The sequence below is a fragment of the Burkholderia sp. AU30198 genome (assembly GCF_020419825.1).
In the GTDB taxonomy this organism is placed as follows: domain Bacteria; phylum Pseudomonadota; class Gammaproteobacteria; order Burkholderiales; family Burkholderiaceae; genus Burkholderia.
Window position 1 is genome coordinate 117,918 of the sequence record NZ_JAIZSA010000008.1, and the last position, 12,269, is coordinate 130,186.

Here is a 12,269-nt window from a genome sequence, read left to right on the forward strand (position 1 = left end):
ATGTCTCCTCCATAGGTTTTTGTCGGTACGGCTTGAAAAACGAAACGGCTATTCGGGCTGGCCGCGTGCGCGCAGCAGGTCGGACAGGCTGCGCGGTGCCGGTTCGAGCGGCGTGCGGTGCTGCGTCCAGCCCATCTGTTTCGCGGGCGTCAGCGCACGCAGGCGCGTCGCGGTCCAGCGGAACGCGCGGTACGCGCGCGGATGCGCGAACGCGCCCGACCAGAAGCGCCACACGAGGTCTTCCGCGCGGGTGTAGTTCGCGCCCTGGCCGCGCAGCGGATGCGCGACGGGTTCGTCGGGCTTGCGGTTGGCCTCGGTACGCAGCCGCACGAGCAGTTGCGGGATCGGGATCCGCACCGGGCACACCTCGCCGCAGGCGCCGCACAGCGTCGACGCGGTCGGCAGGTCGGCCGTCGCGTCGAGGCCGAGCAGGTGCGGCGAGATGATCTTGCCGATCGGGCCCGGGTAGGTCGTGCCGTAGGCGTGGCCGCCGATGCGCGTATAGACGGGGCAGTGGTTCATGCACGCGCCGCAGCGGATGCATTGCAGCGTCGCGCGCAGCTGCTCGTCCGCGTAGGCCTGCGTGCGGCCGTTGTCGAGCAGCACGAGATGCAACTCGCGCGGGCCGTCGCGTTCGCCGTCGCGGCGCGGGCCCGAGATCAGGTTGAAGTAGGTCGTGATCGCCTGGCCGGTGGCCGAGCGCGTGAGCAGGCTCGACAGCGGCACGATGTGCTCGAGCTTCTCGACGACCTTCTCGATCCCCATGATCGCGACGTGCGTGTCGGGTACCGTCGTCGACAGGCGGCCGTTGCCTTCGTTTTCGACGAGCCACAGCGTGCCCGTGTCGGCCGCCGCGAAGTTCACGCCCGACAGACCGATGTCCGCATCGGCGAACGCGCGGCGCAGCGCGCGCCGGCCGGTCTGGATCAGCTCGTCGACATCTTCCGTGTAGCGCGTGCCGGGGATGTGCGCCTCGAACAGCTCGGCGATGTCGCCGCGCGTCTTGTGGATCGCGGGCATCACGATATGCGACGGCTTCTCGCCCGCGAGCTGCACGATGAATTCGCCCATGTCGGATTCGATGCAGTCGACACCGTGCTCCGCGAGGTAATGGTTCAGCTCGATTTCCTCGCTCGCCATCGACTTGCCCTTGATCACGCGGCGCGCCTTCTTCGCCTGCGCGATGCCGAGCACGATCGCGTTCGCGTCGGCGGCCGTCTCGGCCCAGTGCACGTGCACGCCGGCTTCGGTGAGCTTCGTCTCCAGCCGTTCGAGCAGCGCGGGCAACTGCGCGAGCGCATGCTGCCGCACCGCTTCGCCGAGGTCGCGCAGCTGCTGCAGCTCCGCGTCGTCGGGGAACTGGGTCGCGCGCTTGCCCTGCAGGAAGTCCATCGCGCCGCGGAAGCTCTTGCGCAGCGCGGGATCGTCGAGCGCCGCGCGCGCGCGGGCCTTGAAGTCGCCGGGGGCGACGAATTGCAGCGTGTGGTCGCTCATTGCGGGAGATCCTCGCGGGCGGTGGCGGCCGGACGGGCGGCCGCATCGGTGACGATCACGACCCACAGGCGGCGCGGGCCGTGCGCGCCATAGGCCAGCGTCTGCTGGATGTCGGACGTCTTCGACGGGCCCGACACCAGCACGAGGTTGGTCGGCATGCCGGCGTGCCAGCGCTCCGCGTGCACGGCCGCGTGCAGGTCGGGATGCAGCGTGCTCGCGTGGACGAGCGCGACATGCAGCGGCGGCACCAGCGACACCGTGCGCGGCGTGCCGGCGTCGGGTGCGAGCACGACGGTGCCGGTGGTCGCGATGCCCGAGCGCGCAACCGTGAAGCCCGCATCGATCGTGTCGAACAGTTCGGTCTTCCAAGCGTCGATCGGCCGGTCGAACGGCACGGGCGCGACCGTGTCGGGCAGCGCGCGGGCGAGCGCCGCGGATTCGGCGCGGGCCGGATCGAGCAGCAGGCGGTGTACGCCGGCATCGGCGAGGCGCGCCGCGAGTTGTGCGGGCCATTCGTCTGCGGTGGCGCACCAGACCTCCGCGTGCGACGCGGCGAGCGCCGCCTGCATCGTGTGGGCCAGCGTGTGCGGATCGCGTGCGGTCTCGGTCTGCGAGCGGCACGTGTCGTAATGCGTGTCGATGCGCGCGTCGAGCGCGGGGGCGGCCTCGGCGGCGACACCCGGAGCGGCGGCGCGCAGCCGCTTGAGGATCGCGTCGCGCGCGCTCATCGCTTGTCTCCGCGCAGCGACGCGGCACCGGCCGTGCGCCGCCACAGGAAGCTGGCGAGATGCTCGACCGGCAACGGCGCGCCGGACTTGTCGGCCGCGTGGCCGATGTTCAGCAGGCAGCCGCAGTCGGCCGACACGAGCCGGTCGCAGCCCGTTGCGCAGGCCGACGCGACCTTGTCGCGCACCATCGCGCCGGAGATGTCCGGATGTTTCAGCGAGAACGTGCCGCCGAAGCCGCAGCATTCGGATTCGCGTTCGTGTTCGATGCGGGTCACGCCCGGCAGCGCGTCGACGAGCGCGACGCCGTGTCCGCGCGTGCCCATCTCGCGTCGCGCCGCGCACGACGTGTGCAGTACGACGCGCTCGTCGGCCCCGGCATTGACCGTGGCCGCGTCGAGTCGCACGTCGAGCACATGGACGAGGAATTCGGCGAGTTCGTAGGTCCGTTCCGCGATCGCACGGGCCTTCGGGCCGTGGACGGGTTCGTCGGCGAACAGCGCTGGCCAATGGTGCCGGATCATCCCGCCGCACGAGCCCGACGGCACGATCACGGGCCACGGTTCGGCGAACAGGTCGAGCTGCGCGGCCGCGACGCGGCGCGCTTCGTCGGGATTGCCGCTGCTGTAGGCGGGCTGCCCGCAGCAGCTCTGGCCGCGCGGATAGTGGACGGTCAGGCCTTCGCGTTCCAGCAGGCGGACCGCGTCGAGCCCGGCTTCGGGGACGAACAGGTCGACCAGACAGGTCGCGAACAGATAGACGTGCGCGGGGGCGGCGGCGGGGTACTGCCTTTCGTTCATGTCTCGCTCCAGAGGCGACGGCCCGGCATGCGGATGCGGGACGACGATTTCGCTGCATAATTCCCGCGACGGCGCCGTAGCTCAAATTGGTTGGGCCAATCGGCGTGGCAGGCATGACGCAGGGAGACGCGACGATGGCAGCGATGACGGCACGGGGCCGGACCGAAGTGGTGATGCGCAAGATCGAGACGGCGCTGCTCGACGGCACCTGGCCGGCCGGCGCACGCCTGCCGGCCGAGCGCGTGCTCGCGCAGCAGTACGGAGTGGCTCGCAATACGGTGCGCGAGGCGACCCAGCGGCTCGTCGCGCGCGGGCTGCTGCAGAGCCGGCGCGGCGCGGGCGTTTACGTGACGGACCAGTTGCGTGCCGGTATCGCGTCGCCGTGGGGCCAGCTGGTTGCCGATCACCCCGCGCTGCGCGACGACATCCTCGAATTCCGCCGCGTGCTCGAAGGCGCGACTGCGTATTTCGCCGCGCTGCGCGCCGACGCGAACGACCGGCGCCGGATCCGTGCGCTGCTGCGCGAGCTCGAAACCGCACACGCGCACAACGACCGGGCCGTGGAGGCCGCGACCGATTCGAAGCTGCACGAGGCGATCGCGCTCGCGTCGCACAACACGATGTTCCTGCACCTGCATACGAGCGTGCTCGGGATGCTGCGCGAACACATCTCGATCAACGTGTCGGGGATGACCGAGCAGGACGAATATGCGTCGGACCTGCTGCTGCGGCAGCACCGCGTCGTGTGCGACGCGATCTGCGCGCAGCGGCCCGAGGAGGCGCGCACCGCGATGCAGACGCATATCGACTACGTGCGCAGCCACTTCGAACAAAGCGGCGATACGCGCTGAAATTGGTTGGGCCGCCTCGTGCCGCAGGCCGCCGGGCGGGCGCGGGCGAACCGTGCGGGGCGGTGCGTGACGGCCGCGGCGAATCGGCGACCGGTTGCCCCGGTGGCGCGACGCCACGCGGCGGCCGCAAGCCCGTCCGGCCGCCGCCGCGCGATTGACCGTGTCGTCGGCCGCCCACTAGAATCGGCCGGAACGCCCGTCAGCCGCGCGCCGCGGCGAATGCGGACCCGTTGATCCGCCTGCCGAGGAAGCCCCGTGCTCATGTCTTTCATCCGGCGCGCGCCGGCCGCCCGGTCGTGGCGCGCCGTGTGCCGCCCGGCCCGCGCGCTTGCCGCCTGCGTACTGCTGTCGCTCGTCGCGGCCTGTGCGACGCATCCACCCGCCACCGCGCTCGATCGCCCCGTGTCCCGTGCGCTGTCGCCCGATGCCGCGACGCCGCTGCGCGACGCACTGGCCGCACCCGAGGCCGCCCATCCGGGCCAGTCGGGCTTCCGGCTGCTGGCCGACGGCGCGTCGGCGCTGCAGATGCGCATCGCACTCGCGCGCGCGGCGACGAAGACGCTCGACATGCAGTACTACATCGCGACCGAGGATACGACCGGCAAGCTGCTGCTCGGCTCGGCGCTGTACGCGGCCGATCGCGGCGTGCGCGTGCGGATGCTGGTCGACGACCTGAACTTCCGCGACATCGATCGCGTGATGGCCGCGCTGAATACGCACCCGAACGTCGAGATCCGCGTGTTCAACCCGTTCGGTGCGTCGCAGCAGGGGATGGTCGAGCGCACGACCAACTTCTTCACGCGGATCGACAGCTTCACGCGCCGGATGCACAACAAGGCGATGATCGCGGACAACCAGATCGCGATCGTCGGCGGGCGCAATCTCGGCGACGAATACTTCAGCGCGAGCCCGACGTTGCAGTTCCGCGATCTCGACGTGCTCGCGGCGGGCCCGGTGACGAACGACGTCTCGGCGAGTTTCGACACCTACTGGGCGAGTGCCAGCAGCTATCCGCTGCGCGAGCTGAACCACCAGTCGTTCGACGCGAAGGACCTCGACACGATGCGCGACGAGCTGCGCGCCCACTGGCGCAAGAACGCCGAGCCGTACAACGCGAAGCCGCTGAACGCGACGCCGCTCGCGCAGCAGATCGCGCGCGACGAGCTCGGGCTCGTGTGGGCGCCGGCCGAATTCAAGGTCGACGCGCCGGACAAGGTCGCGCAGCCGACCGGCTACGTGAGCCCGCCGATGCAGCGGCTCGTCGAGCTGACGCGCAACGCGCAGCAGGAATTCCTCGCGTTCTCGCCGTACTTCGTGCCGCACGACGCGGGCGTGAAGATCCTCGGCGAGACGGCCGCGCGTGGCGTGCGGGTCGCGATCCTGACGAATTCGCTCGCCGCGACCGATGCGGTGGCCGTGCAGGCCGGCTACGGGCCGTACCGCGTGCCGCTGCTGCAGCACGGCGTCGAGCTGTACGAGTTCAAGGCGGAGCCGGGCCGGCGGCGGGCGCGGCTGTTCGGCTCGCGTTCGCGCGCGAGCCTGCACGCGAAGGCGTACGTGATCGACCGGAAGATCCTCGTGATCGGCTCGATGAACCTCGATCCGCGCTCGGCGAACCTGAATACCGAACTGGCGTTGGTGATCCACAGCCCGGCACTCGCGCAGCAGGTCGCGACGATCTTCGCGCGCGTGACGCAGCCCGACGACAGCTACCGCGTCAGCCTCGTGACACCGCCGGGCGGCGGCACGCCCGAACTGGAATGGACCGGCGTCGACAACGGCGTGCCGAGCACGTACCACGTCGATCCGCATGCGGGGCTGCTGCGCAACCTGATGACCGGCATGTTCATGCTGCTGCCGGTCGACAACCAGCTGTAAAAGGGGCGGAAGCGGGCGGGGCGCTCCGGCAAAACCCGCGATACCGGTGCGCGGGGAAAGGTGATATGGTTGTGCGCGCAACGATCATTGCATCGTGAAGGTGCCGCCGGCAGCCGCATCCAGGGGCCATGGCGGCGAGACAAACCCGGCCGCGACCTCTGCGCGGCGCCAGGAGACGAGGCGCGCAAGCCGCACGACCGTGCGATGCGCCCGCAACCGGAGCCCCCCATGCAACGTGTTCCGAACCAGCCGTTCACGCGTCCCGCGCGTTTCTCCGAAGCCGAATGGCAGGCGCGCGTGCAACTCGCGGCGGCCTACCGCATCTTCGACCATCTCGGCTGGACCGAGCTGATCTACAACCATATCTCGTTGCGCGTGCCGGGCGAGGACGGCCATTTCCTGATCAACCCGTTCGGGCTCCATTACCGCGAGGTGTGCGCGTCGAACCTCGTGAAGATCGACATCGACGGCAACGTGATCGGTCATTCCGACTGGCCGATCAATCCGGCCGGCTTCACGTTCCACAGCGCGATCCATGCGGCGCTGCCCGACGCGCACTGCGTGATGCACGTGCATACGACGCCGACGATGGCCGTGTGCTGTTCGCGCGACGGGCTGTCGTTCTCGAATTTCTATTCGGCGCAGCTGTACGGGAAGATCGCGTATCACGACTTCGAGGGCATCACCGTGCATCTCGAGGAGGGGCGGCGCATCGTCGAGAGCGCCGGCGGGCGGCCCGTGCTGCTGTTGCGCAATCACGGGCCCGTGACGATCGGCGCGACGCTCGCGCAGACGTTCTCGCTGATGTGGCTGCTCAATCGCGCGTGCGAGGTGCAGGTCGCCACGCATGCGATCGGCGACGCGCTGTCGATCGCGCCGCCCGTGCTCGAAGCGTGCGTGCGCGATTCGCTGAATTTCGATCCGAAGCATGGCGCGGGGCAGGACGCGTTCGATGCGCTGCAGCGTATCGTCGATCGCATCGATCCCGGCTATCGCGCGTAACGCAAAGCGGCGAGATCGCTTCGTCATGCTTGATACGGCGTGAACCGGATCCGGTGGCGCGCGCAAAAAAAAACGCGGCCGGGCGGCCGCGTGAATACTCGCAGACTCCTTCGGACGAAGGAAACAAGCAACTGTGAGACGAAGTGTAGCGAAAGGCCGCGCGCGGATTCAGTCACCAGGCTGCAAAGGTCCATTCCAGGTTGACGCAGACTGACGCATCGCGCGCGGCGCGAGATGGCCGGCCGTGCGTGCTGCGGCGATTCGCTGCATGGCCGTTCGGTGGATGCCCGGATCAGCGGCGATCGACTACCATCATGTCTGACGCCCCCGCTCGGGCGGCGTACAACGTCGTACAAGGAGAGTCCATGCTCAAGCTGCGTTTGCTCCAGGTCGCGTTACTCGCGGGCGTGCTGGCCGCCGGCAGTGCCGCTGCTGAAACGGTGCACCTGTCCGCCAATCTCCAGCCGTCGAGTGAAGTGCCGCCGACGGCGACCAAGGGTTCGGGCGACGTCGAGGCCACCTACGACACGGCTACGCACATGCTGCAGTGGAAGGTCACTTACGAACACCTCACGGGGCCGGCCACCGCCGCGCACTTCCACGGGCCCGCACCGGTCGGCCAGAACGCGGGCGTGCAGGTGCCGATTCCGAAGGACGAGCTGGCGAGCCCGATCAAGGGTTCGAAGGAACTCACCGACGCGCAGGTCACCGACCTGATGGGCGGCAAGTGGTATTTCAACGTCCATACGAAGGACCACCCGGCCGGCGAGATCCGCGGCCAGGTGATGCCGGCGAACTGAGCGCCGGCGTTTGATGTAGAGGCACCTGTCGAACGGTGCGGGAGCGATCGCACGTACCATCGTCACACTGTGATTGCGGAGTGCGTCCGATGAGTTGGCAAAGCAAGTTCGCGTGCTGGCTGCTGCGCTGGCAGTTCCGTCCCGAGACCACGCGCGAGGTGCTCGATCCCGCCCGCGCACGGCGCTTTACCGACCTGCGGATGGTCGTGCCGCGCCGCGCGCCGTCGGGGTACCGGCTGCGCCAGTGCTACGGCGCGGGCGACGCGCCACTGCGCGGCGAATGGCTCGAACGCACCGACGCGGGCGCGGGTCGCGGGGCCGGCCGCACGCTGCTGTACTACCACGGCGGCGGTTATTACTTCTGTTCGACGAAGACTCACCGGCCGCTCGTGTTCGGCCTCACGAAGCGCGCGGGCGTGCGCTCGTTCTCGCTCGACTACCGGCTGGCGCCGGAAAACCGCTTCCCGGCCGCGCTCGACGATGCGCTGGCCGCGTACCGGCAACTGCTGGCCCTCGGCACGCCGCCCGAGTCGATCGTGCTCGGCGGCGATTCGGCGGGCGGCGGTCTTGCGCTCGCGACGCTCGTCGCGCTGCGCGACCGCGGCGAGCCGCTGCCGGCCGGCGCGATCCTGTTCTCGCCGTGGACCGACCTGGCCGCCACCGGCGCGACGCTGCGCACGAACGACGGCGCCGATCCGATGTTCGCGGGTGCGGCGTTGTCGAAGGCCGCGAAGCTGTACCTGGGCGACGAGCCGGGGACGAATCCGTACGCGTCGCCGCTCTACGCGGATTTCACGGGCCTGCCGCCGCTGTATATCCAGGTCGGCAGCACCGAGGTGCTGCTCGACGATTCGCGCCGTGTCGCCGAGAAGGCGAAGGCGGCCGGGGGGGCGGTGGAGATCGAGGTGTGGCCGGACATGCCGCACGTGTGGCAGCTGTACGCGCCGATGGTGCCGGAAGCGCGCGACGCGCTCGACCGCGCGGCCGCGTTCCTGCGCCGCGTCGCGGTCGAGCGTGCGGTTCAGCGCGCCGGCGAGGCGTCGATCGCCTGATAGGCGGCCTTGACGGCTACCGAGCCGTACTTGCGCTCGAGCCGGCGCACGGTGAAGTGGCCGTGCGCCATTTGCTGGAAATGGTCGATGAACAGCGTATTGACGGTCGCGCCGAGCACGGCGCCGATTGCCGGAATCGACTTCGCGGCCATCTGCTCGGTCACCTGCACCGAGAAGCGCGATGCGACCGTCTGCACGAGCTTGAACACGGCCGCCGAGCTGTGCGCGGCGATGCCCTTCGTCGTGATGTCCGACGAGGCCTTCGAGATCGCCTGCGCGAGCGCGCCGCGCAGCACGAAATAGCCGAGATCGGCGTCCTCTTCCTGCTTGTCCGGGTTGCCGCCCATGCCGAGCACGGCCAGGCATTGCAGCTGCGTATCGACCGAACTCAGGTCTTCGCCCTCGCTGCGCGCGATGTCGCACACCGAACGGAAGATCAGCGTGGTCGTGACCGGCAGCTCGACCGGAAGCGCGAGGAAGCCGAACGCACCGCCCGCCGCGCCGGTCGTCGCGACCGCGAGCTTGTGCAGCAGGTTGCTCGGCTTGTCGGGCTCGGCGTCCGGCGCGGGCGGCTTGCCGAGCGTGCGCAGCGCGATGTTCAGGCACTTGCGCAGCGCGAGCTGCGTCGCATCGTTGATCTTGCCGGTCGCGAAATCCGGCAGCCGGGCGATCATCTTCTCGACCGGTGCGCCCAGCATGCCCGTCAGCTTCATCGTCAGCGACGGGCTTTCGAGCACCTGCTTCGCGCGCCACAGCGCGTCCCGATCGTCCTGCGACAGCGTGGTCGCGGGGGTAATTGAAATCGGTTTCATCTTTCTCCTTGGCATTGACCGTCGCCAGCCTAGATTACTCCGGCGTGCTAGAATTTTGAGATTGTTTGACTCGTCAAAAGTTGCGCCAACAAAAAATGGCCGTCCATACTGCCGCCCACCATTCGAGCGGGCAAGTCCTGCCGTTCCGCGAGTCGCTGCTGGCGATGATCGGGATCTCTTTTGTCACCATGCTCGTTGCGCTCGACCAGACCGTCGTCGGCACCGCGTTGCCGACCATCGTCGCCGAGCTCCGCGGGTTCGACCTGTACGCATGGGTCGCAACCTCGTACCTGCTCAGTTCCGTGATCACGGTGCCGATCTTCGGCCGGCTCGGCGATTATTACGGCCGCAAGCCGTTCGTCATCGTGTCGATCGTCGTGTTCACCGGCGCGTCCGTGCTGTGCGGGATGGCGAACGACATGCTGATGCTCGTGCTCGCGCGCGGGCTGCAGGGGATCGGCGGCGGGATGCTGGTCGGCACCGCGTTCGCGTGCATTCCCGACCTGTTCCCCGATTCCGTCGTGCGGCTGCGCTGGCAGGTGCTGATGAGCTCTGCGTTCGGCATCGCGAACGCAGTCGGCCCGTCGCTCGGCGGCGTGCTAACCCAGTCGTTCGGCTGGCGCTCGGTGTTCTACGTGAACCTGCCGGTCGGCCTGCTGTCGCTGCTGTTCGTGTGGCGCTACCTGCCGCACCTGCGCCATGTCGAGCACGATCGCAAGATGCGGCTCGACTGGCCGGGGGCGCTGCTGATCGCGCTGTCGCTCGGCGCGCTGCAGTTGTTCGTCGAATGGCTGCCGAAGTACGGCGTCGCGAGCTGGGCGTCGCTGCTGCTCGTCGTCGCGGTCGCGGCCGGCTTCGGCCTGTGGCACTGGGAGCGGCGCTGCGCGCAGCCGATTTTGCCGTTCGACATGTTCGGCAACCGCGCGCTGTCGGCGCTCTTCGTGCTGGCGATCCTCGCCGGCTTCTCGATGTTCTCGCTGCTGTTCTATGCGCCGCTGCTGTTCCAGGGCGGGTTCGGGATGTCGCCGAAGGAGGCGGGGCTCGTGATCACGCCGCTCGTCGTGTTCATCACGATCGGCAGCATCATGAACGGCCGGGTCGTCACGCGCATCCGCAATCCGAACGCGATGCTGCACGTCGGCTTCGTGCTGTTCGCGATCACCTGCGCGGGCATCGTCGTGTCGACCCACACGACGCCGAAGTGGGTGCTGATGGCGCTGATGGTCGCGGGCGGCATCGGGCTCGGCTTCGTGCTGCCGAACCTCACCGTCTTCGCGCAGCAGACGGCCGGCCGCGAGCACCTCGGCATCGCGACCGCGCTGCTGCAGTCGCTGCGGATGGTCGGCGGGATGATCGGCACCGCGCTGACCGGCACGCTCGTCAACCAGATGTATTCGGGCGGCGTGCGCGATGCGCTGTCGGCCGATCACGCGATGCAGTGGCATGCGCAGCTCGCCGATCCGCAGATCCTGATCGATCGCGCCGCGCAGGGCGGCCTGGTCGCGGAGCTGACGCGTGCCGGGCATAATGGCGCGCTGCTGCTGGAAGCGGCCCGCGAATCGCTCGTCAGCGCGATTCACCTGGGTGTCGCAATGGCGGCCGTCGTCGCCGTGGTGTCGGTGTGGCAATGTCGCCGCGTGCCGCCCATCGCGCTGCGGCGCAAGATCGAACCGCATGTCGCGGCCGACTGAACGATTGAACGAGTAGAACTGAGCGCATGGAAGAACAGGACCGCGTCGCGATCTTGCAGCAATTCGGACGCACGTATCGCGCGTTCATGACCGCGTTCGAGGCGCAGGTCGGACAGCCGATGCCGCGCTGGCGCATCATGGTCGCGTTGCACACGATGGGCGGGCATTCGTCGCAGAAGAAGCTCGTCGAAGTGCTGCGCATCGATCCGGGCGCGCTCACGCGCCAGTTGAAGTCGCTCGATGCGCTCGGCTGGATCCAGCGTGAATCCGACGCGCGCGATAATCGCGTGACCAACGTGACGCTGACGGACGAAGGCCGCGCCGCGTTCGACGCGTGCCTGCCGCGCCGCAAGGCGTTTCTCGAACAGACGATGGCGCAATTGCCGGACGACGTGCTGAACGCGCTGTCGGGCGCGCTGGCGATGCTGGAATCGCGGATCGCGGACGTCGGCTCGACGCCGGCCGCGCGCTGACGCGCGGGGCAGGGCGGCGCGAGTACGCCGCCGGCCCGGCCCTTCATCTCATCTCAATTCACTGCCGGTTCAAAGCTCGATGCGCGTGCCCAGCAGCGCGAGGAACTGCGCGAGCCAGGCCGGATGCGCGGGCCAGGCGGGCGCGGTGACGAACGGTGCATCGGTCACGGCCGCGTCGACCGGGATGTCCGCGTATTCGCCGCCCGCGAGCTTCACTTCCGGCGCGCACGCCGGGTAGGCCGAGATGCGCTTGCCGCGGATCACGTCGGCGGCCGCGAGCAGTTGCGCCGCGTGGCAGATCGCGGCGATCGGCTTGCCGGCTTCGGCGAACTCGCGCACGAGCGAGATCACTTTCGGATCGAGTCGCAGGTATTCGGGGGCACGGCCGCCCGCGATCGCGAGCGCGTCGTAGCGCGATGCGTCGACGTCGTCGAACGCCGCGTTCAGTGTGAACTGGTGGCCGGGCTTCTCGGTGTAGGTCTGGTCGCCCTCGAAATCATGGATCGCGGTCTTGATCTTGTCGCCCGCGCGCTTGCCCGGGCAGACTGCATCGACGTGGTGGCCGACGGCCTGCAGCGCCTGGAACGGCACCATCGTTTCGTAGTCTTCGGCGAAATCGCCGGTCAGGAACAGGATCTTCTTCGCGGCCATGGCTTTCTCCAGTGGAGCTGCGTTGAGGGCCCGCGCGGCA

At 69.0% G+C, this 12,269-nt stretch carries 12 protein-coding genes; 7 read left to right on the forward strand and 5 right to left on the reverse strand.

Going from position 1 to position 12,269, the window contains the following annotated elements:
- Positions 1-48: 48 nt before the first annotated feature.
- The 3 genes from LGN19_RS18885 to LGN19_RS18895 are packed head-to-tail and all read right to left on the reverse strand — an operon-like array spanning position 49 to position 3,019.
- Positions 49-1,494, reverse strand: coding sequence for a LutB/LldF family L-lactate oxidation iron-sulfur protein (locus LGN19_RS18885; protein WP_226216543.1), 1,446 nt, complete (start codon positions 1,492-1,494; stop codon positions 49-51).
- Positions 1,491-2,222 (reverse strand): LutC/YkgG family protein, encoded by a 732-nt coding sequence (locus LGN19_RS18890; protein ID WP_226216545.1) that lies wholly within the window; start codon positions 2,220-2,222, stop codon positions 1,491-1,493. Before LGN19_RS18890 ends, LGN19_RS18885 begins: the two co-directional genes overlap by 4 nt.
- Positions 2,219-3,019 carry a (Fe-S)-binding protein gene (locus LGN19_RS18895; protein ID WP_226216547.1) on the reverse strand — a complete coding sequence of 267 codons (801 nt, stop codon included), beginning with the start codon at positions 3,017-3,019 and terminating at the stop codon, positions 2,219-2,221. The genes LGN19_RS18890 and LGN19_RS18895 overlap by 4 nt, the downstream gene beginning before the upstream one ends.
- Before the next feature lie 134 nt (positions 3,020-3,153).
- Here LGN19_RS18895 and LGN19_RS18900 point away from each other — a divergent pair, with 134 nt between their 5' ends.
- The 5 genes from LGN19_RS18900 (at position 3,154) to LGN19_RS18920 (ending at position 8,602) form a co-directional block, all read left to right on the forward strand.
- Positions 3,154-3,870 carry a FadR/GntR family transcriptional regulator gene (locus LGN19_RS18900; protein WP_043190542.1) on the forward strand — a complete coding sequence of 239 codons (717 nt, stop codon included), beginning with the start codon at positions 3,154-3,156 and terminating at the stop codon, positions 3,868-3,870.
- 255 nt (positions 3,871-4,125) lie between these two features.
- Positions 4,126-5,748: a phospholipase D family protein gene (locus LGN19_RS18905; protein WP_226216549.1), complete on the forward strand. Its 1,623-nt coding sequence runs from the start codon at positions 4,126-4,128 to the stop codon at positions 5,746-5,748.
- Positions 5,749-5,976: 228 nt separating this feature from the next.
- Complete coding sequence (locus LGN19_RS18910; RefSeq protein WP_175221639.1) at positions 5,977-6,750, forward strand: class II aldolase/adducin family protein; 774 nt, start codon at positions 5,977-5,979, stop codon at positions 6,748-6,750.
- 365 nt (positions 6,751-7,115) lie between these two features.
- Positions 7,116-7,550, forward strand: a complete 435-nt coding sequence (locus tag LGN19_RS18915) for a CHRD domain-containing protein (protein WP_226216551.1) — start codon at positions 7,116-7,118, stop codon at positions 7,548-7,550.
- A gap of 89 nt (positions 7,551-7,639) precedes the next feature.
- Entirely contained in the window at positions 7,640-8,602 is a 963-nt protein-coding gene (locus LGN19_RS18920) for an alpha/beta hydrolase (protein ID WP_226216553.1), read from the forward strand.
- On the opposite strand, the gene LGN19_RS18925 is transcribed toward LGN19_RS18920, so the two are convergent.
- Positions 8,572-9,414: an EcsC family protein gene (locus LGN19_RS18925; RefSeq protein WP_226216555.1), complete on the reverse strand. Its 843-nt coding sequence runs from the start codon at positions 9,412-9,414 to the stop codon at positions 8,572-8,574. The genes LGN19_RS18920 and LGN19_RS18925 overlap by 31 nt on opposite strands.
- 95 nt (positions 9,415-9,509) lie before the next feature.
- On the opposite strand from LGN19_RS18925, the gene LGN19_RS18930 reads away from it, so the two are divergent.
- Together LGN19_RS18930 and LGN19_RS18935 are read left to right on the forward strand one after the other, a co-directional pair.
- Positions 9,510-11,105 (forward strand): MDR family MFS transporter, encoded by a 1,596-nt coding sequence (locus tag LGN19_RS18930; RefSeq protein ID WP_122946258.1) that lies wholly within the window; start codon positions 9,510-9,512, stop codon positions 11,103-11,105.
- Positions 11,106-11,131: 26 nt separating this feature from the next.
- On the forward strand, positions 11,132-11,578 hold the full coding sequence (locus LGN19_RS18935; RefSeq protein ID WP_122946257.1) for a MarR family winged helix-turn-helix transcriptional regulator: 447 nt from the start codon (positions 11,132-11,134) through the stop codon (positions 11,576-11,578).
- 69 nt (positions 11,579-11,647) lie between these two features.
- Here LGN19_RS18935 and LGN19_RS18940 read toward each other — a convergent pair whose 3' ends face one another.
- Positions 11,648-12,229, reverse strand: coding sequence for a DJ-1/PfpI family protein (locus LGN19_RS18940; RefSeq protein ID WP_021161332.1), 582 nt, complete (start codon positions 12,227-12,229; stop codon positions 11,648-11,650).
- Positions 12,230-12,269: the final 40 nt, after the last annotated feature.

Excerpts from the sequence above, each read along its gene's own strand:
- LGN19_RS18930 (WP_122946258.1), top strand. The coding sequence starts at position 9,510 with ATGGCCGTCCATACTGCCGCCCACCATTCGAGCGGGCAAGTCCTGCCG.
- LGN19_RS18920 (WP_226216553.1), top strand. The coding sequence starts at position 7,640 with ATGAGTTGGCAAAGCAAGTTCGCGTGCTGGCTGCTGCGCTGGCAGTTC.
- LGN19_RS18885 (WP_226216543.1), bottom strand. The coding sequence starts at position 1,494 with ATGAGCGACCACACGCTGCAATTCGTCGCCCCCGGCGACTTCAAGGCC.
- LGN19_RS18900 (WP_043190542.1), top strand. The coding sequence starts at position 3,154 with ATGGCAGCGATGACGGCACGGGGCCGGACCGAAGTGGTGATGCGCAAG.
- LGN19_RS18890 (WP_226216545.1), bottom strand. The coding sequence starts at position 2,222 with ATGAGCGCGCGCGACGCGATCCTCAAGCGGCTGCGCGCCGCCGCTCCG.
- LGN19_RS18895 (WP_226216547.1), bottom strand. The coding sequence starts at position 3,019 with ATGAACGAAAGGCAGTACCCCGCCGCCGCCCCCGCGCACGTCTATCTG.
- LGN19_RS18935 (WP_122946257.1), top strand. The coding sequence starts at position 11,132 with ATGGAAGAACAGGACCGCGTCGCGATCTTGCAGCAATTCGGACGCACG.
- LGN19_RS18910 (WP_175221639.1), top strand. The coding sequence starts at position 5,977 with ATGCAACGTGTTCCGAACCAGCCGTTCACGCGTCCCGCGCGTTTCTCC.
- LGN19_RS18915 (WP_226216551.1), top strand. The coding sequence starts at position 7,116 with ATGCTCAAGCTGCGTTTGCTCCAGGTCGCGTTACTCGCGGGCGTGCTG.
- LGN19_RS18925 (WP_226216555.1), bottom strand. The coding sequence starts at position 9,414 with ATGAAACCGATTTCAATTACCCCCGCGACCACGCTGTCGCAGGACGAT.
- LGN19_RS18940 (WP_021161332.1), bottom strand. The coding sequence starts at position 12,229 with ATGGCCGCGAAGAAGATCCTGTTCCTGACCGGCGATTTCGCCGAAGAC.